This window comes from Streptomyces carpinensis, from assembly GCF_002154505.1.
Taxonomy (GTDB): Bacteria; Actinomycetota; Actinomycetes; order Streptomycetales; family Streptomycetaceae; genus Streptomyces; species Streptomyces carpinensis.
On sequence record NZ_MUBM01000070.1, the window covers coordinates 1 to 24,932 of the forward strand.

Below are 24,932 nucleotides of genomic sequence, written 5' to 3' on the forward strand. Positions count from 1 at the left end.
TGACCGGCGCGCCCGCCCGGCCCGACCCCGCCCAGGCCGTGCCCTGGGGGGTGCGGGTGGCCGCGGAGGCCGGCTGGCGGGTGCTGGTGCTCGCCGGCACGGTCTGGGTGCTGATGCGGGTCATCAGCGCCGTCCAGCTGGTGGTGCTGGCCTTCGTGGGCGCGCTGCTCATCACGGCGCTGATGCAGCCGACGGTGGCGCGGCTGCGGCGCTACGGGTTGCCGCGCGGACCCGCCACCGCGCTCACCGCCATCCTCGGCTTCGTCATCATGGGGCTGATCGGGTGGTTCGTGACCTGGCAGGTCATGGAGAACATCGACAACCTCTCCAACCAGGTCCAGGACGGCATCGACGAGCTGCGCAAGTGGCTGCTGAACAGCCCGTTCCACGTCACCGACAAGCAGATCAACCAGATCGCCAAGAACCTGCGAGACGCCGTCGGCGCGAACACCGACCAGATCACCTCGGCCGGTCTGGAGGGCGTGACGGTGGTCGTGGAGGCGCTGACGGGCATCCTCCTGACCATCTTCTCCACGCTGTTCCTGCTCTACGACGGCCGGCGGATCTGGGAGTGGACGCTGAAGCTGGTGCCGGCGGCGGCCCGGCCGGGCGTGGCCGGTGCCGGTCCGCGAGCCTGGCGCACGCTGACGGCGTATGTGCGGGGCACGGTGATCGTGGCGCTGATCGACGCCATCTTCATCGGCCTGGGGATCTACTTCCTGGACGTGCCGATGGCGGTGCCGCTGGCCGTGTTCATCTTCCTGTTCGCGTTCGTCCCGCTGGTGGGCGCGGTGGTCTCGGGCGCCCTGGCGGTGGTGGTCGCGCTGGTCACCCAGGGCGTGTTCACGGCGGTGATGGTGCTGGTGGTGGTCCTGGCGGTGCAGCAGATCGAGGGGCACGTGCTGCAGCCGTTCATCCTGGGCCGCGCCGTCCGGGTCCATCCGCTGGCGGTGGTGCTGTCGGTCGCCGCGGGCGGCATGATCGCGGGGATCGGCGGTGCCGTGGTGGCGGTGCCGCTGGTGGCGGTCACCAACACGGTGGTCGGGTACCTGCGGGCGTACTCCCACGAGCAGGCACTGCGCCACTCGCCTCGGCCGCGCGGTGCGACCGCCTCCTCCGACGTCGTGGTGGCGCAGGCGGACGCGCGGCCGGACGGACGGCCGGAGCCCCGCTCACCGCAGGGGTGAACGGGGCTCCGGGGGAGCGATGTCGCTCGGGCGGTGCCCGGCCGGACTACTCGGCCAGCGCCGCCTCCGCGTCCAGGGTCGTCGCGACGGCCTGGACCACCGCGGCGATCTTGAATGCCTCCTGGACGGTCTCGCGCTCGACGCCCGCCTTGCGCAGGACCTGCTCGTGGGAGTCCAGGCACATGCCGCAGCCGTTGATGGCCGAGACCGCGAAGGACCACAGCTCGAAGTCGACCTTGTCGACGCCCGGGTTGCCGATGACGTTCATCCGCAGGCCGGCGCGCAGGGTGCCGTACTCGTGGTCCGACAGCAGGTGCCGGGTGCGGTAGAAGACGTTGTTCATCGCCATGATCGCGGCCGCGGACTTGGCCGCGGTGTACGCCTCGGGCGACAGGTTCGCCTTCGCCTCCGGCTCCAGCTCACGCAGGACGATCGGCGAGCGCGCGGCGATCGCCGTGGCCAGCACCGTGCCCCACAGCTGCTGCGCCGGAAGGTCGCTGTTGCCGATGACCGAGCCCAGGTTGAGCTTCAGGTCCTTGGCGTAGTCCGGCAGGGCGGACTTCAGGGAGTCGAGGGACATGCCTCACTCACCAGCCAGCAGGGCGACCGGGTCGAGGGTCTCGTCGCCCTTGGTCCAGTTGCACGGGCACAGCTCGTCCGTCTGCAGGGCGTCCAGGACCCGCAGGACCTCCTTGGGGTTACGGCCGACGGAGCCCGCCGTCACCATGGAGAACTGGATCTCGTTGTTCTGGTCGACGACGAAGACGGCACGCTTGGCGAAGCCCTCCTCGTCCTCGATGCCGAGGTCGCGCATCAGCTCGTGCTTGGAGTCGGCCATCATCGGGAACGGCAGGTCGCGCAGGTCGTCGTGGTCCTTGCGCCAGGCGTGGTGGACGAACTCCGAGTCACCGGAGAAGCCGAGGATCTGGGCGTCGCGGTCGGCGAACTCCTCGTTCAGCTTGCCGAAGGCGGCGATCTCGGTCGGGCACACGAAGGTGAAGTCCTTGGGCCAGGCGAAGATCACCTTCCACTTGCCCTCGTAGGTCTTGTGGTTGATCTTCTCGAACTCCTTGCCCTTCTCCAGCGAGACGCAGGCAGTCAGTTCGAACTCGGGGAACTTGTCACCGACAGTGAGCACACGCTCTCCTTGCAGCGAGGAAGCCCCGCTTTTGGCGGGGTTTCCCATGGGGTTGGACCTGGCTGATGTTGGCACACAGTCGATTGATTGCGGAAATAGCTACACTTGGTCGTGTTGATCGGAGGTGGTTATCAGTGACCGTCGGTAGTGCAGGCCGGAGTAGGCAGCTACCCAGTCTCTCCCAGCTGCGCGCCTTCGCCGCCGTGGCCGAGCATCTGCACTTCCGGGACGCGGCCGCCGCGATCGGCATGAGCCAGCCGGCGCTCTCCGGTGCCGTCTCCGCGCTGGAGGAGACGCTCGGCGTCACCCTGGTGGAGCGTACGACGCGCAAGGTGCTGCTCTCGCCCGCCGGTGAGCGCCTCGCCGTACGCAGCAAGGCGGTGCTCGACGAGGTCGGTGCCCTGCTGGAGGAGGCCGAGGCCGTCCGGGCGCCCTTCACCGGCGTTCTGCGGCTCGGTGTCATCCCCACCGTCGCGCCGTATCTGCTGCCCACGGTTCTGCGCCTGGTCCACGACCGCTATCCCGACCTGGACCTCCAGGTCCACGAGGAGCAGACCGCCAACCTGCTGGAGGGGCTGGCCGGCGGCCGGCTCGACCTGCTGCTCCTCGCCGTGCCCCTGGGCGTGCCCGGGATCACCGAACTCCCCCTCTTCGACGAGGACTTCGTGCTCGTCACCCCGCTCGACCACCGGCTCGGCGGCCGCGAGGGCATACCGCGCGAGGCCCTGAAGGAGCTGAACCTGCTGCTTCTCGACGAGGGACACTGCCTGCGCGACCAGGCGCTCGACATCTGCCGGGAGGCGGGGCGCGAGGACGCCCCGGTCACCACCACCGCGGCCGGCCTGTCGACGCTGGTCCAGCTCGTCGCCGGCGGGCTCGGCTGCACCCTGCTGCCCCGCACCGCCCTCAAGGTCGAGACCTCCCGCAGCAACCAGCTCCTCACCGGCTCCTTCGCCGAGCCCGCGCCCTCCCGCCGGATCGCCCTCGCCATGCGCACCGGCGCGGCGCGCGGCGCCGAGTACCAGGAACTGGCCGCCGCCCTGCGCGCGGACCTGCGGGCGCTGCCGGTACGGGTGCTGGAGCCGGACGCGTAGAGGGCCCTTCCTGCCGGTCCTCCCTGGCAGGAAGGGCCCTCCCCTTGTCGCCCCTACTCGGTGCGCAGACCCTCCGGGCGCATCAGGCGCAGCAGCGGCGGCAGGCTCAGCAGGGTGACGGCGAGGACGACTCCCGCGCCGACCCCGGTCATCGTCAGCACGCCCGGCCAGTCCACGGCCACCGTCGTGTTGGTCATCCTCAGCAGCACCGCGCCCAGGGTGAGGCCCACGGCCGACGCCAGCAGCAGGCCGAGCGCGATCGGGATCGCCGTCTGCCACAGGACCGACATGCTCAGCGTGCGCCGCCGGGTGCCGAAGGCGACCAGCGCCGACAGCAGCCTCCGGCGCTCGCGCAGCTGCTCCAGCTGCGACACCAGCAGGCTCGCGCCGATCAGCGCCAGCACGCAGGTGGCGCCGACCAGCAGACCTGTGCGGATGGAGGTGAACTTCCTCGACTGCTCGCTCGACGCCCACACCGTCGCGACGGCCGTCGGGTCGATCTCCGCCGCCGTGTTCCGTGCGTACTCCCGCGCGTCCGGCATCGACGCGTCCAGGGACAGGAAGACCGTCTTGCTGACGGCGGCGGCCATCCCCGCGGGCACGGCGGCCGGGGTCATCAGGAAGCCACCGCGCCGGACCCCGGTCGGGTCGTCCACGGAGCGGGCCTGCTTCAGTCCGTGCGGGACCGTCCAGGTCACCTCCGGGCCCCGGTCGACGCCGTCGGACGTGTCGAAGTACAGCCTGCGCCCCGGCTTGGCCAGCTTCGGGGTGTCGGTGTCGTACTCGCCGCCCTGCACCAGGAACACGTCCCCGTCGTGACAGGATGGCAGGCTCGCCACCTCGCGCAGGGCCGCGCAGTCGCCGATCGTCACCTGGGAGGTGATGTCCGGGCCCTTGTCCCAGGGCCGGTCACCGAAGTCGTCCGAGGCCAACGCGGTCGCCTTCCGCACGCCCCGGGTGCCGGCGAACCTGCCGGCGGCCGCGCTCAGCGGGACGTCCTTCGGCACGTTCACCTGCATCTGGGCCCGGGAGAGGTCGTTCGCGGTCTGCTTGGTGTAGTCGCCCTGCACGCCCGCGAACAGCATCTGCAGCGCGATCGCCCCGGCCACCGCGACCGCGATGCCGTTCACCATGCGGGCCGCCGTACCACTGCTCAACTGCAATCGCCGCACGGCCAGTTGCCAGGCCACCCCGCCCGCGCCGAGCCTGGCGACCACCGCCTCCACGATCCACGGCAGCAGCGCGGTGACGCCGACGAGCAGCAGCACGACGCCGCCGATCACCAGATACTGGTTGAAGTCCCCGTTGCCGCGGCCCTGACCGATCATCGGGTAGAGCATCGCCAGCCCGCCCAGCGGCAGCAGCAGCCGCCACCACAGCCGGCGCCGGGCCGGCCTGGCGGTGCGGACCACGCCGAGCGGTTCGATGACCACCCCGCGCAGCGCGAACAGGGTGACCAGCACCGCCGCCGCCGGCACGGCGATCGCGACCAGTACGGCCAGCACGGGTGTGGGGTTGAGGTAGCTGGGGAACACGCTGATCCCGAGGACCTCGACGGACCCGGCGGCCTGACGGCCGATCAGGAAGAAGACGGTCCCGAACACCAGCCCGAGCAGTGAGCCCGCGAGTGCCTCGCCCGCCGCGATCCGGCGGGTCATCCGGCCGTCGGAGCCGACCAGCCGCAGCGCGGCCAGCCTGCGGTCGCGCCGCTCACCGCCGAACCGCACGGCCGCGGCGATGAACACGGCCACCGGCATCAGCAGCACCACGAAGACGACCAGCACCAGCAGGACCAGGACGGGGTCCGTCTTCTCGGTCGGTGTCCGTTCCGGCGGGCCGAACCGGCTGATCCGGGCGACATGCCAGCCGTCGATGCGCTCCGCCAGGTGCTGCGCGCCGGCGTAGTAGGCGAGTTCGCGCGAGCCGATGAGCCCGCTCTCGCCGATCGTCCCGGTCACGCGGTACGGCAGCCGTTCGCGCAGCAGCTTCGCGGAGCCGGAGCCGAGCAGTTCCTTCAGCGCGGGGGAGACCACCATGTCCCCCGGCGCCGGGTACTTCGTCAGGCCCGGCGGCAGAGGGGCCTGCGGCCCCTCCGGCTCCACCAGCCGTCCGCGGACGTCCGTGCCGCGGAACTCCGTGTCGGTGTCCGCGATCAGCAGGGTGTTGTCGGCCGCCTTCCGGTGCGCCTGGCTGTACGTGAAGTCCAGCCGGGCCTCTTCGCGCTGGTGCCGTACCGCGAGCGCGCTCGGTATCGCGGTCGTCAGCAGCAGCAGCGCCACGCCGAGCCCGACGCCCACGGCCGTCAGCAGCAGCCGGGTCCATCCCTCGCGCCCGCCGGCGACGGCGAACTTGGCCCCCATGCGCAGATCGCGCGCCCACTGGCGCGCGTTCATACGACGCGCTCCATGTCCCGGGACTTCCCGTCCCGTACGACGATCTCGCGGTCGGAGTACGCCGCAACCCGCGCCTCGTGCGTGACGAGCACCACCGCCGCATGGGCGGACCGGGCGGCCTCCGTGAGCAGTTCCATCACGCGTTCGCCGTTGAGGGAGTCCAGCGCACCGGTCGGCTCGTCGGCGAACAGCACCCGGGGATCGGTGACCAGGGCGCGGGCGACGGCGACGCGCTGGCCCTGGCCGCCGGAGACCTCGCCGGGCCGTTTCCTCGCGAGGTCGTCGACCTCCAGGCGCTCCATCCACGCCAGCGCGGTGCGCTCGGCCTCCTTGCGGGCCGTGCCGTTCAGCCGCAGCGGAAGCGCCACGTTCTCCACGCAGGTCAGCTCCGGTACGAGCTGCCCGAACTGGAAGACGAACCCGAACTCGCTGCGCCGGAGCGCACTGCGCTGGGCGTCGCCCATGGTGGCCAGCTCACGGCCGTCGTAGGTGATCGACCCCGAGTCGGGGGTGACGATCCCGGCCAGGCAGTGCAGCAGCGTGGACTTGCCGGAGCCGGAGGGGCCCATCACGGCGACGACCTCGCCGGGGTGGATGGAGAACTCGGCGCCGTCCAGCGCGGTGGTCGGGCCGTAGGTCTTGTGCAGGTCCTGGGCGGCGAGCAGGGAGCCGGCGGGAGGTGCGGTGCGAGTCATGCGGTCACCGCCGCACGGAGCTTGTCCAGACGCGCGGCGGTCAGCTCCAGCCACCGCAGGTCCGCCTCCAGATGGAAGAGAGCGTGGTCGCAGATCAGCTGGTCAGCGAGGTCGCCCTTGCGCTTGCGCTCGGTCAGGATCCGCATGCTGCGCAGGTGCTCGGAGCGCTGCGTGTCGAGGATGTCGGCCGCGTCGCGGTGGGTGAGCAGGGCCAGGACGACCTTGGTGTAGAGGGCCGACTGGAGGTACGGCTCGGGCTTCTCCGGGGTGGCCAGCCACCGCTCGACGTCGGTGATGCCGGCCTCGGTGATGGCGTACCGCTTGCGCTCGGGGCCGCCGCCGGCTTCGATCCCGTCGACCTCGACGAGGCCGTGCTTCAGCAGCCGGGACATCGTCGAGTAGACCTGGCCGTAGTGCAGCGGCCGGTCGTGACCGAACTTCTCGTCGAAGGCCCGCTTGAGGTCGTAGCCGTGGCGGGGCCCGGACTCCAGGAGTCCCAGGAGGGTGTGACCGATGGACATGGCAGCACTGTACATAGCGTGTATACGCGGGATGTATACGTCGGGTGTCTAGATCGTGGCGGCGGGTGGGCGCCGGGTGCCGCGCCCCTGGTGGGAGGGGATTGTCACGGTTCTGCTACTGAGCTCCGGGCGGTTTGCGGGGCGGGCGGCCCCGGCGGGGGATGGGGCCGGTCTCGCCCGGGAGGCGGCCCGCCTCCGCCAGGGCGCGGCGCAGCAGGAACTCGATCTGGGCGTTGGCCGACCGCAGTTCGTCCGACGCCCAGCGCGCGAGCGCGTCGTACACCGACGGGTCCAGCCGCAGCAGCACCTGCTTGCGCTGCTGCGGCCGGCGCCGGGGAGTCGGCGCCTCGGACGGATCCGTCACTGGTAGAGCGTCCCCGCGTTGAGGACCGGCTGCGGGGCGCGGTCCCCGCACAGCACCACCATCAGGTTCGACACCATCGCCGCCTTCCGTTCCTCGTCGAGCTCCACGATGTCCTGCTCGGCGATCCTGGACAGCGCGGCCTCGACCATGCCGACCGCTCCGTTCACGATCTCCCGCCGCGCGGCGACGACCGCGCCCGCCTGCTGGCGCTGGAGCATCGCGGAGGCTATCTCGGGAGCGTACGCGAGGTGGGTGAAGCGGGACTCGATGATCCGCACCCCTGCCGCGTCCACGCGTGCGTGCAGCTCGACGGCGAGCTTCTCGGTGATCTCCTCGGCGTTGCCGCGCAGCGACAGGCCCTCCTCGTCGTGGGCGTCGTAGGGGTACTCGATCGCGATGTGCCGTACGGCCGCCTCGGTCTGGGTGGACACGAACTCCAGGTAGTTGTCCACCTCGAAGGACGCCTGCGCGGTGTCCTGCACCTTCCAGACCACGACCGCGGCCAGTTCGATCGGGTTGCCGTAGGCGTCGTTGACCTTCAGGACGGCCGTCTCGTGGTTGCGGACCCGGGTGGAGATCTTCTGCCGGGAGGTGAGCGGGTTCACCCAGCGCAGGCCGTCCTCGCGGATCGTGCCCCGGTAGCGCCCGAAGAGCTGGACGACCCGCGCCTCGCCGGGCGCGACCATGTTCAGTCCGCTCATGGCGAGCAGGGCGGCGATGCCGATCAGGATGCCGACGACTATCAGAGCGGCCTTGGCGCCGGTGGCGGTGACGGCCGCACCGGACGCGACCAGTCCAGCGGCGACCAGCAGGCCGAGCAGGCCGAGAAGCAGCGCCAGGCCGCCCTTGATGCTGCGCGCCGGGAACTCCCTGACCTGCGGCGCCGGCATCTCCGGGGCGTCGGACGCGGTGGTGGCGGGTGATGGCTCGTGGGTGCTGGACATGGCGGGTTCCCCCGTTCTCGTGCGTCGCCGATCCCGGCGGCGGTCTATCTAAGTGATATCACTTTTTCGTCTTCCGGCAACCCTCAACCCTCCTTGGACGTCGGTTCCGTTGGGACGGGTGCTGATTGTCACGTCCGTAAAAGCCCGGATCGCGAGCCCTTTGTCATAGAGGGCGGTGTTAGCTTTCTGAGCTGACCTGGGCCATGAACGTGAGTGACAGCCGAGACGGAAGCGGAGCGGACGGACGCATGGGACGAGCGGAAGAGAGACGAGCGCGGCAGCGCGGTGGCCGCCGCGCGGCGCCCCGGCGCTCGTCCGGGATGCCTTCGGGCGGCCACGGCGCCTCGGGCGGCCGGGCCGCGGCCCGGCGGGCGGCCGGACCGGCCAAGGGCGGGAAGAGCGGCATACGCCGGTTGTTCACCTGGAAGAAGATCCTCGGCACGATATTCGGGCTCTGCCTGCTCGGCATCGGCGCCTTCATCGTGCTCTACCTGGTGGTGGACATACCCAAGGGCAACGCCGTGGCGCAGCAGGAGAGCAACGTCTACAAGTACAGCGACGGCTCGGTCCTGGCCCGCAAGGGCACGGTCAACCGTGAGAGCGTGTCCCTGGACAGAGTGCCCAAGGACGTCCAGCACTGCTTCGTCGCCGCGGAGAACAAGACCTTCTACCACGACTCCGGCGTCGACTTGAGGGGCACCGCGCGCGGTCTGCTCAACACGCTCTCCGGCAAGGGCGCCCAGGGTGGCTCGACGATCACCCAGCAGTACGTCAAGAACTACTACCTCAACCAGGACCAGACCGTCACGCGCAAGCTGAAGGAACTGGTCATCTCGTTGAAGGTGGACCAGAAGCTGTCCAAGGACGACATCCTGGCCGGCTACATCAACACCAGCTACTACGGCCGGGGCGCCTACGGCATCCAGGCCGCCGCGCAGGCCTACTACCGCGTCGACGCCTCCAAGCTCACCGTCGAGCAGGGCGCGTACCTCGCCGCCCTCCTGCAGGCGCCGAGCCAGTACGACTGGGCGGTGGCGAGCCCGACCGGCAAGCAGCTGGCGCAGGCGCGCTGGAACTACGTGCTGGACAACATGGTCAAGCAGCACTGGCTCGACCCGGGCAAGCGCCAGGCCATGAAGTTCCCCAAGCCCAAGGATCCCAAGGGCGCCCCCGGCCTCGAGGGCCAGAAGGGCTATCTGATCGACCTCGCCAACAAGCAGCTGGAACAGAAGCTGATGAAGGACGAGGGCATCTCCCAGTCCCAGGCGGAGGCCGAGGTCGTGGACCGGGGGTGGACCATCACCCTGAACGTCGACAAGAAGAAGCAGGCCGCCCTGGAGAGCGCGGTCAAGGATCAGCTGACCAGCAAACTGGACGCCAAGAAGCGCAAGGTCGACGCCGACGTCCAGGCCGGCGCGGTCTCCGTCGACCCGAAGACGGGCAAGGTCCTCGCCCTGTACGGCGGCCAGGACTACTTCAAGCACTACTACAACAACGCCACCCGGCGGGACTACCAGCCCGCCTCCACGTTCAAGCCGGTGATCCTCGCGGCCGCCCTGGACGAGGGCGCCAGGACGCAGGACGGCCTGCCGATCGATGCCAACACCGTCTACGACGGCACCAGCGGCCGCCAGGTCGTCGACCACGGCGCCAAGGTCGGCTTCGGCCCGCCGAACGAGGACGACCAGAACTACGGCGACATCACCGTCCAGACGGCCATGAACAAGTCCGTCAACTCCGTCTTCGCGCAGATGGGCGTCGACGTCGGCATGGAGAAGGTGATGAGCGTCGCCGACAAGCTCGGCATGGACACCAAGGGCATGCAGGCGGTGCCCGCGCAGACGCTGGGCTCCATGGGCGCGAGCCCGCTGGAGATGGCCGGTATCTACGCCACCTTGGACAACCACGGCAAGAAGGTCACCCCGACCATCGTCGCGGATGCCGAGAACAAGACGCGCACGGTGAAGATGGACGACCCGATCGGCGACCAGGTCATCAGCCGGGAGGCGGCCGACACGGTCACCTCGGTGCTGACCGGCGTGGTCGACGACGGTACGGCGCGGACGTCGGTGCGGGACAACCCGCTGCGCAACGGCCAGCAGGTCGCGGGCAAGACCGGCACCTCGGACGAGAACAAGTCGGCCTGGTTCACCGGTTACACGCCGGACCTCGTCACCTCGGTCGGTCTGTTCGGGGAGGACGCCAAGACCCACAACCATGTGTCGCTGGCCGGCGCGACGGGCCTCCTCCCGGGCACCGGCCGGATCAACGGTGGTGGCTACCCGGCGCAGATCTGGGCCGCGTACACGTTCGGGGTGATGGATGCAACCAGCAAGTTCCAGCTGGACACCACGCAGGGCGCGGCCGTCAAGCCGTCGGTGACGCCGTCGGTGACCCGATCGCCGAGCCAGACCCCGTCCCAGACGCCCAGCAGCTCTCCGCCGAGCGTGTCCGAGTCGCCCAGCCAGACCCCGCCGAGCCAGTCGCCCTCGCAGACGCCGAGCCGGTCGCCGTCGCAGACGCCGAGTCAGACGCCGACCTCCCAGAGGCCGACGGCCCCGATCACGGACAACCCGCTCAACCCGAACGACCAGCAGCAGCTGAACAGCAGACAGCCGGCGAACTAGGACCCAGGGTCACTCCGGCCGCGGCGGCACGAGGGCACGACAGGCCGCGGCACCCGGAGAACACGTAAGGGGCGCCCGCCGGTCTCCGGCAGAGCGCCCCTTGTTCTTCGCGGGAGGCCGTTCCTCCGCAGGAGGGCGAGGCGGCTCCTCAGGTCCGGTTCAGTTCGAACCAGACCACCTTGCCGGTGCTCAGCCGGGTCGCGCCCCAGCGGCGGGCCAGCTTGTTCACCAGGTACAGGCCGCGGCCGCCCTCGTCCGTGGCGCGCGCCTGCCGCAGCCGCGGGAGCTGCGGCACATCGTCGCCGACCTCGCAGCGCAGCACGTCCGTGCGCAGCAGACGCAGCGTCACCGGGCGGGAGGCGTAGCGAACGGCGTTGGTGACGACCTCACTGACCAGCAGCTCCACCGAGTCGGTGAGCTCCTGCAGGCCCCAGCGGTCCAGCGCGCGGCGGGCCAGACGGCGGGCCCGGCCCGGTGCGGAGTCCTCCGGCTCCAGGAACCAGTACGCCACATCGCTCGGCGCGATCCCGTCGAAGCGGGCGGCGAGCAGCGCGATGTCGTCGTCCCGGTCGCCCGGGCCGAGCATGTCCAGCACCTCGTCGCACAGGGCTTCCAGGGGCGGCGGGTGGTCCGGACCGGTGAGCCGCGCCGTCGCCTGAAGCTTCTCGCGCAGCTGCTCTATGCCGGTCCACACGTCCCGCAGGCGCGACTCCACCAGGCCGTCGGTGTAGAGCAGCAGCGTGCCGCCGGCCGGGGCGTCCAGCTCCACCGCCTCGAAGTCGACGCCGCCGACGCCGATCGGGGCGCCCGGCGGCACCTGCAGCACCTCGGCCCGGCCGCCCAGGTGCAGCAGGACGGGCGGCGGGTGGCCGGCGTTGGCGACGGTGATGCGGTGCGAGACGGGGTCGTAGACGGCGTACAGGCAGGTGGCCATGCGGTCGGTGCCCAGGCGCTGCGCCTGCTCGTCCAGGTGGTGCAGCACCTCCTGCGGCGGCAGGTCCAGGCCGGCGAGGGTCTGTGCGGTGGTGCGCAGCTGGCCCATGATCGCCGCCGAGGTCATGGAGTGGCCCATCACGTCGCCGACGACGAGGGCGACCCGGCTGCCGGGCAGCGGGATCGCGTCGTACCAGTCGCCGCCGACCCGGGCGGTCTCGGCGGCGGGCAGATAGCGGGAGGCCAGCCGCACGCCCGTGGGGCGCGGCAGCGTCTCGGGCAGCATGGTGCGCTGCAACTCGTCGGCGATGTAGGCCTCACGGCCGTACAGCACGGCCTTGTCGATGCCGAGCGCGCTGTGGGTGGCCAGCTGGGCGGCGACCAGCAGGTCGTCGGGCTCGAACGCCGGACGCTCCGGGCGGCGCAGGAACAGCGCGGCGCCGATCACACGGCGCCGCCCGCGCAGCGGGGCGAGAATGGTGCGCTGACCACCGGGCACGGCCAGCTGCGAGCCCTCGCCGAGGAGTTCGCCCAGCGCGGCGCCCGCGGGAGGCGTGTCCGTGAACACCGGCCGTACGCCGCGCAGCACCTCGCCGAGCGCGCTGCCGGGCCGCACCTCGCACAGCTCGTTGGTGACCACGGACAGCTCGGCCGGCTGCTCGGGCGCGGGCGCGGGCAGGAATCCGACCTCCGGGTCGCGCTCCGCCGGTATCCGGTCGGTACGGCGCAGCCGCAGCACGAGCGGGCCCACCGGCCGTTCGTCGCCCACCGGCAGCGGCTCGCGCAGATAGACGAGGATGGCGTCGGAGAACGTCGGCACGGTCGCCCGGCACAGGCCCATGACGATCTCGTCCAGGTCCATGCCGCGGGCGATCCGCCGGGTGGCCGCGCCCACGAACCGCAGCCGGTCCCCGTCCCGCCGCATCGGCAGCGGACGGCCGGGCGGCAGGCCCTGACCGGTACGGCGCTCCTGTCCGCCGGGGCCGCGCCGCTCCCGTCCGCCGGGCGCGCCCGGTGTCCTCGGCGTCGCGTCGGTGCCGTTGGAGGTCCCGGTGGCGTCGGAGGTCCTGGTGTTCGCGCCGTCCGGCTGCGCCGGGATGCCCTCCGGCACGGGGCGCGGCCGGGGCATGTCGGGTTCGGCGGACACGGGCTGTGCGTGCTCGTACCCGGCCGGAGGCGCGGCCTCGCCGCCGCGCGGCGCGTTCGTCCCGGTCCCGCGCGGCGGTTCGCCCTGCGCGCCCTGCGCCGTGGCCGGGCAGGGCGGCGCGCCGGCCGGGCGGGGCTGTGGCGGTAATACCTGGGGCGATTCGGGGGTACGCAGGAGTGCCCCGCGGGCGTCCGCGGGGTCGGCGCCCGGCTGGGGGCGTTCGAAGGAGGTCGGCTGCTCCGTCACGCGTGTCGAATCCATCCGTCCGGGGCTGCGCGCCGGGCGCGCAGTTCGTCCCGCCGAAGACCCGATACCCGGAATACGTGCCCCAGGAACGGATTTCCGGCGTGGTCAGAGGCTGTTCCTGTGCCACAGGCGAACCACGGGCGGCCCGCCGGACAAGCCCTGGTGCGCTCGTACCCCTCGCTCACGTCCTGCCGCCCCTCGGTGACGTTCGGTCAGACTCGGCGCTCGCTGCGGGAGTTGCTCTGTCAGGTGCCTCCCTGCGCCCTTGCGGAGGACGATCCTACGTTTCCCGCCTGGGGGCGCATCAAGGGTCTCATGAGGACACGTGCGCGGGCGTACGGTCCCAGTCCTCCGGCAGTGACGGTACCGCCCAGGACGGATCCGGGCGCCAGTGCTGCCAGTTCTCGGAGAACGGCGGCCCCCAGGCGCGGATCACCTCCACCGCGGACCGGCCGGCCGCCCGGACCCGCTCGGCCTGGCCGGCGTCCATCAGCCCGTCCCGCTGGGCCTGCGCGAACTCGTCCTCGTCCCGCCAGTGCCAACTGTGGTCCGGATGCACGGAGATGTCGAGGAAGTGATCCTCGGAGTCGACCCCGCCCTCCCACCGGACCAGCGGCTCCTCCAGGTTGACGTACCAGTTCTTGAACCGCCAGCCCGGCTCCCAGAACAGCCACACCGACCACGGCTCGCCGGGCCGGGCCAACTTCAGCACGCCCGTGCCGAACCAGCGGTCGCGCTGCACGGTCCGCGGCTTGGTGTAGCGCGACGCGAGCGGTTCCAGGTGCACGGGCGTGCCGTCGGAGAGCACGGGTTTGACGCACTCCGTGCCGGGCGCCATCCACACGGCCAGCACCTCGGGGTCGTCGCGTACGACGGTCACGGGCCGCGCGATGTGGAAACCCGTGCCGCCGTTGGCCCGGTACCGCCACAGGATCTGACTCCCGGGGGCCCAGTGGGCCGTCGCGCCGCCGGTCTTCACACGTCTCACCGCTCCGTCGTCTGCCATGCACAGATATTAGGTGTCATGGCCATACGACGCCGCGGTGGCCGTCGTGGTTCTCGCCCGGGTACGGGCCGTTCAGGGACGCGTCATCCGCAGGACGTCCAGCGCCTCGTCCAGCTGCTCCTCCGTCAGGTCGCCGCGCTCTACGTACCCGCCCTCCAGCACCGCCTGACGGATCGTCTTCTGTTCCGCGAGCGCCTTTTTGGCGACCTTCGCGGCCTCCTCGTACCCGATGTACTTGTTGAGCGGTGTGACGACGGACGGCGAGGACTCGGCGTACTCGCGGGCCCGCTCCCGGTGCGCCACGATCCCGTCGACGGTCCGGTCGGCCAGCAGCCGCGAGACGTTCGCGAGCAGCCGGATCGACTCCAGGACGTTCTTGGCGATGACCGGCAGCATGACGTTGAGCTCGAAGTTGCCGGCCGCGCCGGCGGTGGCGACCGTGGCGTCGTTGCCGATCACCTGCGCGGCGACCATGAGCACGGCCTCGGGGATCACCGGGTTGACCTTGCCGGGCATGATCGAGGAGCCGGGCTGGAGGTCGGGCAGGCTGATCTCGGCCAGTCCGGTCCGGGGCCCGGAGGACATCCAGCGCAGATCGTTGGCGATCTTCGTCAGGCCCACCGCGATGGTCCGCAGCTGACCGCTGGTCTCGACGATCCCGTCCCGGGCGCCCTGCGCCTCGAAGTGGTCGCGGGCCTCGGTGAGCGGCAGCCCGGTGGCGCGGGCCACCTCCTCGATGACGGCGGCGGAGAAACCGGGCGGGGTGTTGATGCCGGTGCCCACGGCGGTGCCGCCCAGCGGCAGCTCGGCCAGCCGCGGGAGCGAGGCGTTCAGCCGCTCGACGCCGTGGCGGATCTGCGCCGCGTACCCGCCGAACTCCTGACCCAGGGTGACGGGGGTGGCGTCCATCAGATGGGTCCGCCCGGACTTCACCACGTCGGCGAACTCCTCGGCCTTGCGGGAGAGGGCCGCGGCCAGGTGCTCCAGGGCCGGGATCAGGTCCCGGGTGACGGCGGCGGTGGCGGCGATGTGGATCGAGGAGGGGAAGACGTCGTTGGAGGACTGGGAGGCGTTGACGTGGTCGTTGGGGTGCACGTCCCGCCCGAGCCGCTCGCCGGCGAGCGTGGCGAGGACCTCGTTGGTGTTCATGTTCGACGAGGTGCCCGATCCAGTCTGGAACACGTCGACGGGGAAGTGCTCGTCCCACCGGCCCTCGGCGACCTCCTCCGCCGCCTCCTGGATCGCCTGGGCGACGTCCTTGTCGAGCACGCCGAGCTCGGCGTTGACCTTGGCCGCGGCGCCCTTGATGCGTGCGAGCGCCTCGATGTGCGCGCGCTCGATCCGCTGCCCGGAGATGGGGAAGTTCTCCACGGCGCGCTGGGTCTGGGCGCGCCACTTGGCCTGGACGGGGACCTGGACCTCGCCCATGGAGTCGTGCTCGATGCGGTATTCGCTCATACCGGGTACAGCGCGGGGGGCGGTGCGGATGTTCCGGGGTGCTCCCGGAACATCCGCACCGCCGACGCCGGAGGGGCTGGTTCTCAGCAGGCGGCGGGGGCGGGACCCGCTCCGCCGCACCCGAAGGGCTACGCCAGCCCCGGGCCCCGGACCGGGATCGACGTGAACGTCGGCTGCGGGGCCGGGTCCTGGAAGAAGTCGTTGCCCTTGTCGTCGACGACGATGAACGCGGGGAAGTCCTCGACCTCGATCTTCCAGACCGCCTCCATGCCGAGCTCCTCGTACTCCAGGACCTCGACCTTCTTGATGCAGTCCTGGGCGAGGCGGGCCGCCGGGCCGCCGATGGAGCCCAGGTAGAAACCGCCGTGGGCGTCGCACGCGTCGGTGACCTGCTTGCTGCGGTTGCCCTTGGCCAGCATCACCTTGGAGCCGCCCGCCGCCTGGAACTGCTCGACGTAGGAGTCCATGCGGCCGGCCGTCGTCGGGCCGAAGGAGCCGGAGGCGTAGCCCTCGGGGGTCTTGGCCGGGCCAGCGTAGTAGACCGGGTGGTCCTTGAGGTACTGCGGCATGCCTTCGCCGGCGTCGAGGCGCTCCTTGATCTTCGCGTGGGCGATGTCCCGGGCGACGACCAGCGGGCCGGTCAGGGACAGGCGGGTCTTGACCGGGTACTTGGTCAGCTCGGCGAGGATCGACTCCATCGGCTGGTTGAGGTCGATCTTGACGACGTCGCCGTCCGACTCCAGGTGCTCGTCGGTCGTCTCCGGCAGGAAGCGCGCCGGGTCCGTCTCCAGCTGCTCCAGGAACACGCCCTCGGCGGTGATCTTGGCGACCGCCTGCCGATCCGCCGAGCAGGACACCGCGATCGCGACCGGGCAGGACGCGCCGTGCCGGGGCAGGCGGACCACGCGCACGTCGTGGCAGAAGTACTTGCCGCCGAACTGCGCGCCGATGCCGATCTTCTGCGTCAGCTCGAAGACCTTCTCCTCCAGCTCCTTGTCCCTGAAGCCGTGGCCGAGCGGGGAGCCCTCGGCCGGCATGTTGTCCAGGTAGTGCGCGGAGGCGTACTTCGCGGTCTTCAGGGCGAACTCGGCGCTGGTGCCGCCGACGACGATCGCCAGGTGGTACGGCGGGCAGGCGGCCGTGCCCAGCGAACGGATCTTCTCCTCCAGGAACTTCATCATGGAGGTCTCGTTCAGGACGGCCTTCGTCTCCTGGTAGAGGAAGGACTTGTTGGCGCTGCCGCCGCCCTTGGCCATGAACAGGAACTTGTAGGCGCCGCCGTCGGCGGCGTACAGCTCGATCTGGGCGGGGAGGTTGGAACCGGTGTTCTTCTCCTCCCACATGGTCAGCGGCGCCATCTGCGAGTAGCGCAGGTTCAGCTTGGTGTAGGCGTCGTAGATGCCCCGGGAGAGGGCCTCCTCGTCGTCGCCCTGCGTCAGCACGTTCTGCCCGCGCTTGCCCATGACGATCGCCGTGCCCGTGTCCTGGCACATGGGCAGGACGCCCGCGGCGGCGATGTTGGCGTTCTTCAGCAGGTCCAGGGCGACGAACTTGTCGTTCGAGCTCGCCTCCGGGTCGTCGATGATGCGGCGCAGCTGGGCGAGGTGGGCCGGGCGCAGGTAGTGCTGGATGTCGTGGATGGCCTCCTCGGCCAGCTTGCGCAGCGCCTCCGGCTCGACCTTGAGGAACGTACGCCCGTCGGGCCCCTCGACGGTGGAGACGCCCTCGGACGTCACCAGTCGGTACGGAGTGGTGTCCTCACCCTGGGGGAGCAGATCGGTGTACGCGAATTCAGGCATCGCAGCCCATTCCTCACTCTACGGACGGCTGCCCGTCGACGCCGACGGGCACCGACCAGCGTAGAACCTGCCGCCGGCGGCGAGCCTGTGAGGTCCGGCTCAGTTCCGCCCGGGCCCCGGCCCGCACGCCGGCCGGCTGTGACCGCACCGGTTTTCCACAGGGTCGGGACGAGGGGTAGTCGCGATCTATCGCGTTTCGGTACTCTGCTGTCGTGGACCTTCAGAAGCAGACCGAACAGCGTACGGCGGCCCCCGCCCGCGTCGCCGAGCTGCGCGCCTCGGACGCCGACCGTGACCGCATCGCCGACATCCTGCGCGACGCCCTCGCCGAGGGCCGTCTGACGGCCGAGGAGCACGCCGAGCGCGTCGAGGGGGTGCTGAACGCCAAGACGGTCGGCGAGCTGGAGGTCTTCATCCAGGACCTGCCCGCCGCCCACCAGGGCCGTACGGCGCAGGCGTACGCCTGCGCACCCAACCGCCCGGCGGCCGGCGCGATACCCCCGGAGGCCGACGAGAACGTGGTGGCGGTGTTCAGCGCGGCCATGCGCAAGGGCCGCTGGCGCGCCGGGCGGCGACTGCACGCGTACTCGGTCTTCGGCAGTGTCGAGATCGACCTCAGCGAGGCGATCTTCGAGTACCAGCAGGTCGTGATCAAGGCCGTCTCCGTCTTCGGCGACGTCCAGATCCGCGTCCCGGAGAACGTCTCGCTGCGCGGCACCGGCGGCGGCGTCCTCGGCAACTTCGAGGTGGAGACGCTGGACTCGGCCGAGCCCGACGCGCCCGTCGTCTACGTCGACGGCTGGGCGATCCTGGGCAACGTCGAGGCGCGGCCCAAGCGGGGCAAGCTCGTCGCCGACATCCTCGACCGCGTGCAGCGCAAGGTCGACAGGAGTTTGCGCAAACACCTCTGAAGCGGCTGCGACACCCGGACCAACCGCACGGTCGGGAACTCAGTGCATAGGCGCGCGCACAGCGGGTAGGCCTTGCTGCATCCTCTCTCTCGCTCGCGAAGCCGTCGTCAGGAGAAGACCGTGCTGCAACCGCCGCATTCGTCCCTGCAGGTAGCTGCCGTTCCGGCCCCGCGGGTGCCAGTGCGGGACAGGGACCAAGACGCACCCTGGCACACCGAGGCGGTGTGCCGGCGCGACGAGGCAGGCCTGTTCTTCGCACCTTCGAAGGAGCCCACCGCCGCGCGGCTGTCGCGCGAGGAGGCGGCCAAGCGGGTCTGCGCACGCTGCCCGGTGATGGTGGAGTGCCGCGAGCACGCGCTGCTGCAACCGGAGCCGTACGGCGTCTGGGGCGGCCTCACCGCCGCCGAGCGCCGTGTCGTCCTCGCCCGGCGCCGCCGTCGCGAACTGGAGCTCAAGAACACGGCCCGCGCGACGGGCCGTATAGCTGCGGCCGGCTAGCCGTCTCTCAGCACACGTACGGGGCGCTCCCTCCGCACCGGGAGCGCCCCGTACGCACGATGTGCACCGGACCGCTGTACGCACCGCACCAGGCGTACTACGCGCACCACCCGCGTCGCGCGGTCGATGCGCCGAGCCGGGCCCGCGGGCGCGGGTGCCCGGTCACTTCGCGCGGTCGAAGTCGATCGCGCTGTACGCCCGCAGCTTGCTCAGCCGGTGCTCGGAGTCGATCCGGCGCACCGTGCCCGACTTGGACCGCATGACGATCGAGTCGGTCGTCGCCGTCTCCGAGCGGTAGCGCACACCGCGCAGCAGCTCGCCGTCGGTGATGCCGGTGGCGACGAAGAAGACGTTCTCGCCCGAGACCAGGTCGTCCGTGGTCAGCACGCGGTCGAGGTCGTGCCCGGCGTCGATCGCCCGCTGCCGCTCCTCGTCGTCCTTCGGCCACAGCTTGCCCTGGATCGTGCCGCCCAGGCACTTCACGGCGCAGGCCGAGATGATGCCCTCGGGCGTGCCGCCGATACCGAGCAGCAGGTCGACACCGGTGCCCTCGCGCAGCGCGAGGATCGAGCCGGCCACGTCGCCGTCGGAGATCAGCTTGATACGGGCGCCCGTCTCGCGGATCTCCTGGATGATGCCGTCGTGCCGCGGCCGGTCCAGGATGACGACGGTGACGTCCTCGGGCGTGCCCCGCTTGGCCTTGGCCACGCGCTTGATGTTCACCGACACGGGCGCGTCGATGTCCACGAAGTCGGCCGCGTCCGGCCCGGTGACCAGCTTGTCCATGTAGAACACGGCGGACGGGTCGAACATGGCGCCGCGTTCGGCGGCGGCCAGCACCGCGATCGCGTTCGGCATGCCCTTGGCGGTCAGCGTGGTGCCGTCGATCGGGTCGACGGCGATGTCGACCTCCGGGCCGGTCCCGTCGCCCACGCGCTCTCCGTTGAAGAGCATCGGGGCCTCGTCCTTCTCGCCCTCGCCGATGACGACGACGCCGTTCATCGACACGGTGGAGACGAGGGTCCGCATGGCGCGGACCGCGGCACCGTCGGCGCCGTTCTTGTCGCCGCGACCGACCCAGCGGCCCGCGGCCATCGCCGCGGCCTCGGTGACCCGGACGAGTTCCAGGGCGATGTTGCGGTCGGGAGCCTCGTCCGGGACTTCAAGTTCGGACGGCAAGTGATGATGCTCGGTCATCGGAGCGCACCTTTCTGATACGACGACGGCCGGATGAGGGTGTGACCCCGACTCTATCGCCGAGCAGACAAAATGAGCAGGGGACCCCACGGATGAGCGGTCCGGACACCTGCGACGATAGGGGGCGTGGCAGGTTCGAACGGCAAGCAGAAGTCAGTCCGGAGCATGATCCTCTCCCTCGGGGTGATCGTGCTCGCGGCCGCGGTCGTGTATCTCTTCATCCCGCACGACGATCACGCTCCCGACATCAAGCGGGTCGACTACCGCGTCGAACTGCTCACCGCGCGGCGTACCGCCCCGTATCCGGTGGCCGCCCCGGAGGGCCTGCCCGAGACCTGGAAGGCCACCTCCGTGCGCTACCAGGCCGACCAGGACAACCGCTGGCATCTGGGTTTCCAGGATCCCGACGGCCAATACGTGGCGATCGAGCAGTCCACGCAGAAGCGCAAGGACTTCGTCGACGACGCCAGCCAGGGCGGCCATGCCACCAAGGTCACCCAGGAGATCGACGGTCGCACCTGGACCCGGTACACCGGCGGCCGCTACGACGCGCTCGTACTGGAGGGGGCCAAGGGCTCCACGACGGTGGTGGCGGGCACGGCCTCCTTCGACCAGCTGACGAAGATGGCGCAGTCGCTGCAACTGGCGAAGTCCTGACCCGTGGCCCCTGGGTCCCTGGGTTTCCTGTCCAGGGACCCGGCACCCCACGGAACGCCTGCCCGGCGCCGGGCCGCTGTGGCCGGCGCCGGGTTCCTCACTCGGCGGATTCCGCCTCGTCCTGGGCTTCCTCCTCGGCCAGTGCCGCGTCCAGACGCGCGCGGGCGCCCTCCAGCCAGCGCCGGCACACCTTGGCCAGCTCCTCGCCCCGCTCCCACAGGGCGAGGGACTCCTCCAGGCTCGTACCGCCCGCCTCCAGGCGTCGGACGACCTCGATCAGCTCGTCACGGGCCTGTTCATAGCCGAGCGTCTCGTCCGCCGCTGCCGCGTTGCTTGTCATCCGCCCACCCTATGTGTCGACACGAACTGTGAAATCGCCCTCGGCGACCCGTGCGCGCAGCGCCTCGTCCGCCGTCACCTCGGCCGGGTCGCGGACCACGTGCCCGTCGGCCTTCTGCAGTACGGCGTACCCGCGCCGCAGGGTCGCGGCGGGGGAGAGGGCCACCACGCGTGCGTGCGTGTGCGTCAGCTCGGAGTCGGCGCGGTCCAGCAGGTGCCGCAGCGTGCGCCGGCCGCGGTCCAGCAGCGAGGCGACGTGGTCCGCGCGCTCGTCGATCATGCGGTGCGGATCCTCCATGCAGGGCCGCGCCAGGGCGTGGGCGAGGCCCCGCTCCTCCCGGTCGACCAGCGCCCGCACGCACCGCCGCGCGCGGTCGCGCAGCTGCCGCACCCGCTCGTACTCCTCGCCGACGTCCGGCACGACCTTCTTGGCGGCGTCGGTGGGGGTGGAGGCACGCAGATCGGCGACGTGGTCGAGCAGGGGGTTGTCCGGCTCGTGCCCGATCGCGGAGACGACCGGCGTACGGCACGAGGCCACCGCACGCACCAGCTGCTCGTCGGAGAACGGCAGCAGGTCCTCCACGCTGCCGCCGCCGCGCGCGACGATGATCACGTCCACGTCGTCGATCGCGTCGAGCTCCTTGACGGCCTGCACGACCTGAGGGACCGCGTGCACGCCCTGCACCGCGACGTTGCGCACCTCGAAGCGGACGGCGGGCCAGCGGTGCCGGGCGTTCTCCAGCACGTCCCGCTCCGCCGCGGAGGCACGGCCGCAGACCAGGCCGATCAGCTGGGGGAGGAAGGGCAGGGCCTTCTTCCGCTCGGGCGCGAACAGCCCCTCCGCCGCCAGCGACTTCTTCAGCTGCTCCAGACGGGCCAGCAGCTCACCGACGCCCACCGGCCTTATCTCGGCGGCCCGCAGTGACAGCTGCCCGCGCGGGGCGTACCACTCCGGCTTGGCGTGCACGACGACACGGGCGCCCTCGCCGACGACGTCGGCGACGGCGTCGAACACCTCGCGGTAGCAGGTCACGCCGACCGAGATGTTGTAGGACGGGTCGCGCAGCGTCAGGAACACCACGCCCGCGCCCGGCCGCCGCGACAGCTGCGTGATCTGGCCCTCGACCCACACCGCGCCGAGCCGGTCGATCCAGCCGCCGATGAGCCGCGAGACCTCGCCGACGGGCAGGGGAGCTTCGGGGGACGTGGAGACAGCCATGTCCGCGAGAGTAGCCGCCACCACCGACAACGCCGTAGCGGCTGTGCGGCGGCGGGCCGTGGCGGCACGGGGGCGGCGCCCGCGAGATCTTGGGGCCGGCGGGGCGGCCTTACGATGGGTGCCATGACTGCTACGTCTGGCCGCCGTGTCCTGCTCGCCGCCCCCCGGGGCTACTGCGCGGGTGTGGACCGCGCCGTGATCGCCGTCGAGAAAGCCCTGGAGCAGTACGGGGCTCCGGTGTACGTCCGGCACGAGATCGTCCACAACAAGTACGTCGTACAGACCCTGGAGAAGAAGGGCGCCGTCTTCGTCGAGCGGACGGAGGAGGTGCCGCCGGGCAACATCGTGATGTTCTCGGCGCACGGCGTGGCGCCCGTCGTGCACGAGGAGGCCAGGCAGGGCCACCTCGCCACCATCGACGCCACCTGCCCGCTGGTCACCAAGGTCCACAAGGAAGCCGTCCGCTTCGCCAACGACGACTACGACATCCTCCTGATCGGCCACGAGGGCCACGAGGAGGTCATCGGCACCTCCGGCGAGGCACCCGACCACATCCAGCTCGTCGACGGCCCCGAGGACGTGGCGAACGTCGAGGTCCGCGACCCGTCGAAGGTCGTCTGGCTCTCCCAGACCACTCTGTCGGTGGACGAGACCATGGAGACGGTCGACGCGCTGAAGGAGAAGTTCCCGCAGCTGATCTCACCTCCGAGTGACGACATCTGCTACGCCACGCAGAACCGCCAGCTCGCCGTCAAGCAGATGGGTGCCGAGGCGGACCTGGTCGTCGTGGTCGGCTCGCGCAACTCCTCCAACTCCAAGCGGCTGGTGGAGGTCGCCAAGCTCGCGGGCGCGGCCCAGGCCTATCTCGTGGACTTCGCCGACGAGATCGACGAGGCCTGGCTGGAGGGGGTGTCGACGGTCGGCGTGACGTCGGGCGCGTCGGTGCCGGAGGTTCTGGTCGAGCAGGTGCTCGAGTGGCTCGCGCAGCGCGGCTTCGAGGACGTGGAGATCGTCAAGGCGGCGGAGGAGTCCATCACCTTCTCCCTGCCCAAGGAGCTCCGCCGGGACCTGCGCGAGGAGGCCGCCGCCCTGGTCGCCGAGCGCGGCGGGTCGGGTACGCCGCAGGCGTGATCGCCGATGACGCCGTGACTGTCAGTCGCACGTCGTAACGTGGAGCCATGCAGATCTTCGGTGTGGACATCGGCGGGTCGGGGATCAAGGGCGCCCCGGTGGACCTGGGCAAGGGCGACCTGGCCCAGGAGCGCTTCAAGGTGCTCACCCCGCACCCGGCGACGCCCGACGGGGTGGCCGACGGCGTCAAGCAGGTCGTCGACCACTTCGGCTGGACGGGACCGGTCGGGCTGACGTTCCCGGGCGTGGTCACCGGCGGCGCCACGGTCCGCACGGCGGCGAACGTCGACAAGAGCTGGATCGACACCGACGCGCGCGCGTTGTTCAGCGAGCGGCTGGGCGGCCTGCCGGTGACCGTGGTCAACGACGCGGACGCGGCGGGGGTCGCCGAGATGCACTTCGGCGCCGGCCAGGGCCGCCGGGGCACCGTGATCCTGCTGACATTCGGCACCGGCATCGGCAGCGCGGTCTTCGTCGACGGCGTCCTGGTCGCCAACACCGAGCTGGGCCATCTGGAGCTGGACGGTCACGAGGCGGAGAAGCGGGCCTCCAGCAAGGCCAAGGACGACCACGACCTGTCGTGGGAGCAGTGGGCCGGCCGCGTCGAGAAGTACCTCACCCACCTCGAGATGCTCTTCTCCCCCGAGCTGTTCATCCTCGGCGGCGGAGTCAGCCGCAAGTCCCACAAGTTCCTGCCCCTCATCGAGACCGTCAGAGCCCCGATCGTCCCTGCCCAGCTGCAGAACAACGCGGGCATCGTGGGAGCGGCGATGCGGGCGGCGGAGGGCGCGTAGGCGGACGCGGGGCGCGTCCCGGATCAGGGCGCCCTGGACCGGGGGTGCCCTGGAGCGGGGCGCCTGGACGGCCGGGGCGGTGCTCCGGGGCTCGGGTCTCGCCCGGGGTTCGCGCCCGGCTGGTGCTGGCGGCCCACCCGGGGCTCGGGTCTCGCCTCGGGCCGCCGCCTCACCTCGGGCTCCCCTCACCTCGGCGGGCGGTGCCCCGGCGCCGCCCCGGTGGGCGCCGACGTGGCGCGCCGCAGCAGGACCGTCACCCCCGCGAGCAGCGTCCCCCCGTACAGCCACAGCGCCTGCGTGGCCAGCGCGCTCACGAGGCCCATCACCTTGCCGAGGAAGCCGTCGCCCTCGGCCACGGGCAGCAGGCCCACGGCGAACCCGATGGGGACCACGACCGGTGAGGTCAGCAGGTCCCCCCTGCGCACCCACACCGAGGTCAGCACGCACACCGGCAGGAACAGCACGCCGTACCCGGTCGGGGACCCGCTGAACAGCGTCTGGTCGAGACAGCCCAGCAGGAACATCAGCGCCACGCAGAACAGCCCGGCACCGAGACCGGTCAGCCGCGGGTTGGGCAGTCGCCGTATGGCGGTGGGGGCGGACACGGGCGTGGCGGGGGGCGGACGCCGGCCGC

Annotated in this window: 23 protein-coding genes; 8 read left to right on the plus strand and 15 right to left on the minus strand. The window is 71.2% G+C overall.

Features of this window, described 5'->3' with window-relative positions:
* The coding region (locus BZY54_RS09910) for an AI-2E family transporter (RefSeq protein WP_244217065.1) at positions 1–1,187 on the plus strand (1,187 nt) is incomplete at its 5' end.
* A gap of 46 nt (positions 1,188–1,233) precedes the next feature.
* On the opposite strand, the gene BZY54_RS09915 is transcribed toward BZY54_RS09910, so the two are convergent.
* Both BZY54_RS09915 and BZY54_RS09920 read right to left on the minus strand, forming a co-directional pair.
* Positions 1,234–1,767 (minus strand): alkyl hydroperoxide reductase, encoded by a 534-nt coding sequence (locus tag BZY54_RS09915; protein WP_086724618.1) that lies wholly within the window; start codon positions 1,765–1,767, stop codon positions 1,234–1,236.
* A gap of 3 nt (positions 1,768–1,770) precedes the next feature.
* Positions 1,771–2,325 (minus strand): peroxiredoxin, encoded by a 555-nt coding sequence (locus BZY54_RS09920; protein ID WP_086724620.1) that lies wholly within the window; start codon positions 2,323–2,325, stop codon positions 1,771–1,773.
* A 134-nt stretch (positions 2,326–2,459) separates the two neighbouring features.
* Between BZY54_RS09920 and BZY54_RS09925 the strand changes: the two genes are divergently transcribed.
* Positions 2,460–3,419, plus strand: a complete 960-nt coding sequence (locus BZY54_RS09925) for a hydrogen peroxide-inducible genes activator (RefSeq protein WP_086724622.1) — start codon at positions 2,460–2,462, stop codon at positions 3,417–3,419.
* 53 nt (positions 3,420–3,472) lie between these two features.
* Here BZY54_RS09925 and BZY54_RS09930 read toward each other — a convergent pair whose 3' ends face one another.
* The 5 genes from BZY54_RS09930 to BZY54_RS09950 form a co-directional block, all read right to left on the minus strand.
* Entirely contained in the window at positions 3,473–5,812 is a 2,340-nt protein-coding gene (locus BZY54_RS09930) for an ABC transporter permease (RefSeq protein WP_086724624.1), read from the minus strand.
* On the minus strand, positions 5,809–6,507 hold the full coding sequence (locus BZY54_RS09935) for an ABC transporter ATP-binding protein (protein ID WP_086724627.1): 699 nt from the start codon (positions 6,505–6,507) through the stop codon (positions 5,809–5,811). The genes BZY54_RS09930 and BZY54_RS09935 overlap by 4 nt, the downstream gene beginning before the upstream one ends.
* Positions 6,504–7,028 (minus strand): PadR family transcriptional regulator, encoded by a 525-nt coding sequence (locus tag BZY54_RS09940; protein WP_086724629.1) that lies wholly within the window; start codon positions 7,026–7,028, stop codon positions 6,504–6,506. Before BZY54_RS09940 ends, BZY54_RS09935 begins: the two co-directional genes overlap by 4 nt.
* A 115-nt stretch (positions 7,029–7,143) precedes the next feature.
* Positions 7,144–7,392, minus strand: coding sequence for a type II toxin-antitoxin system antitoxin (locus BZY54_RS09945; protein ID WP_086724631.1), 249 nt, complete (start codon positions 7,390–7,392; stop codon positions 7,144–7,146).
* Complete coding sequence (locus BZY54_RS09950; RefSeq protein WP_086724632.1) at positions 7,389–8,336, minus strand: SPFH domain-containing protein; 948 nt, start codon at positions 8,334–8,336, stop codon at positions 7,389–7,391. The genes BZY54_RS09945 and BZY54_RS09950 overlap by 4 nt, the downstream gene beginning before the upstream one ends.
* 248 nt (positions 8,337–8,584) lie before the next feature.
* Here BZY54_RS09950 and BZY54_RS09955 point away from each other — a divergent pair, with 248 nt between their 5' ends.
* Complete coding sequence (locus tag BZY54_RS09955; protein WP_086724633.1) at positions 8,585–10,963, plus strand: transglycosylase domain-containing protein; 2,379 nt, start codon at positions 8,585–8,587, stop codon at positions 10,961–10,963.
* A 148-nt stretch (positions 10,964–11,111) separates the two neighbouring features.
* On the opposite strand, the gene BZY54_RS09960 is transcribed toward BZY54_RS09955, so the two are convergent.
* The 4 genes from BZY54_RS09960 to BZY54_RS09975 all read right to left on the minus strand — a co-directional run bounded on the left by BZY54_RS09960 (position 11,112) and on the right by BZY54_RS09975 (position 17,552).
* Positions 11,112–13,304: an ATP-binding SpoIIE family protein phosphatase gene (locus BZY54_RS09960; RefSeq protein WP_208640606.1), complete on the minus strand. Its 2,193-nt coding sequence runs from the start codon at positions 13,302–13,304 to the stop codon at positions 11,112–11,114.
* Between the two features lie 298 nt (positions 13,305–13,602).
* Positions 13,603–14,295 carry a cytidylyl-2-hydroxypropylphosphonate hydrolase gene (gene fomD / locus BZY54_RS09965; protein WP_086724638.1) on the minus strand — a complete coding sequence of 231 codons (693 nt, stop codon included), beginning with the start codon at positions 14,293–14,295 and terminating at the stop codon, positions 13,603–13,605.
* 72 nt (positions 14,296–14,367) lie between these two features.
* Positions 14,368–15,753, minus strand: coding sequence for a class II fumarate hydratase (locus BZY54_RS09970; RefSeq protein WP_086724640.1), 1,386 nt, complete (start codon positions 15,751–15,753; stop codon positions 14,368–14,370).
* A gap of 128 nt (positions 15,754–15,881) precedes the next feature.
* A complete protein-coding gene (locus tag BZY54_RS09975) occupies positions 15,882–17,552 on the minus strand; it encodes a fumarate hydratase (RefSeq protein ID WP_086724643.1) in 1,671 nt (556 codons plus the stop codon).
* Between the two features lie 212 nt (positions 17,553–17,764).
* On the opposite strand from BZY54_RS09975, the gene BZY54_RS09980 reads away from it, so the two are divergent.
* Positions 17,765–18,463, plus strand: a complete 699-nt coding sequence (locus tag BZY54_RS09980; RefSeq protein WP_086724646.1) for a DUF1707 SHOCT-like domain-containing protein — start codon at positions 17,765–17,767, stop codon at positions 18,461–18,463.
* A gap of 120 nt (positions 18,464–18,583) precedes the next feature.
* Complete coding sequence (locus BZY54_RS09985) at positions 18,584–18,961, plus strand: WhiB family transcriptional regulator (protein WP_086724648.1); 378 nt, start codon at positions 18,584–18,586, stop codon at positions 18,959–18,961.
* A 162-nt stretch (positions 18,962–19,123) separates the two neighbouring features.
* On the opposite strand, the gene glpX is transcribed toward BZY54_RS09985, so the two are convergent.
* Positions 19,124–20,158 (minus strand): class II fructose-bisphosphatase, encoded by a 1,035-nt coding sequence (gene glpX, locus BZY54_RS09990; RefSeq protein ID WP_086724650.1) that lies wholly within the window; start codon positions 20,156–20,158, stop codon positions 19,124–19,126.
* 126 nt (positions 20,159–20,284) lie between these two features.
* Between glpX and BZY54_RS09995 the strand changes: the two genes are divergently transcribed.
* Positions 20,285–20,815 carry a DUF4245 domain-containing protein gene (locus BZY54_RS09995; protein ID WP_086724652.1) on the plus strand — a complete coding sequence of 177 codons (531 nt, stop codon included), beginning with the start codon at positions 20,285–20,287 and terminating at the stop codon, positions 20,813–20,815.
* 97 nt (positions 20,816–20,912) lie between these two features.
* Here the strand turns inward: BZY54_RS09995 and BZY54_RS10000 are convergent, their stop codons facing one another.
* Together BZY54_RS10000 and xseA are read right to left on the minus strand one after the other, a co-directional pair.
* Positions 20,913–21,155, minus strand: coding sequence for an exodeoxyribonuclease VII small subunit (locus tag BZY54_RS10000; RefSeq protein WP_086724653.1), 243 nt, complete (start codon positions 21,153–21,155; stop codon positions 20,913–20,915).
* 9 nt (positions 21,156–21,164) lie between these two features.
* Positions 21,165–22,373, minus strand: coding sequence for an exodeoxyribonuclease VII large subunit (gene xseA, locus BZY54_RS10005; RefSeq protein ID WP_086724655.1), 1,209 nt, complete (start codon positions 22,371–22,373; stop codon positions 21,165–21,167).
* A 114-nt stretch (positions 22,374–22,487) separates the two neighbouring features.
* On the opposite strand from xseA, the gene BZY54_RS10010 reads away from it, so the two are divergent.
* Complete coding sequence (locus BZY54_RS10010; protein WP_086724656.1) at positions 22,488–23,504, plus strand: 4-hydroxy-3-methylbut-2-enyl diphosphate reductase; 1,017 nt, start codon at positions 22,488–22,490, stop codon at positions 23,502–23,504.
* A gap of 47 nt (positions 23,505–23,551) precedes the next feature.
* The gene (gene ppgK / locus BZY54_RS10015) at positions 23,552–24,298 is read left to right on the plus strand and encodes a polyphosphate--glucose phosphotransferase (protein ID WP_086724658.1); all 747 of its coding nucleotides are present in this window, start codon (positions 23,552–23,554) and stop codon (positions 24,296–24,298) included.
* A gap of 185 nt (positions 24,299–24,483) precedes the next feature.
* Here the strand turns inward: ppgK and BZY54_RS10020 are convergent, their stop codons facing one another.
* Positions 24,484–24,903 (minus strand): DUF6542 domain-containing protein, encoded by a 420-nt coding sequence (locus BZY54_RS10020; RefSeq protein WP_086724661.1) that lies wholly within the window; start codon positions 24,901–24,903, stop codon positions 24,484–24,486.
* Positions 24,904–24,932: the final 29 nt, after the last annotated feature.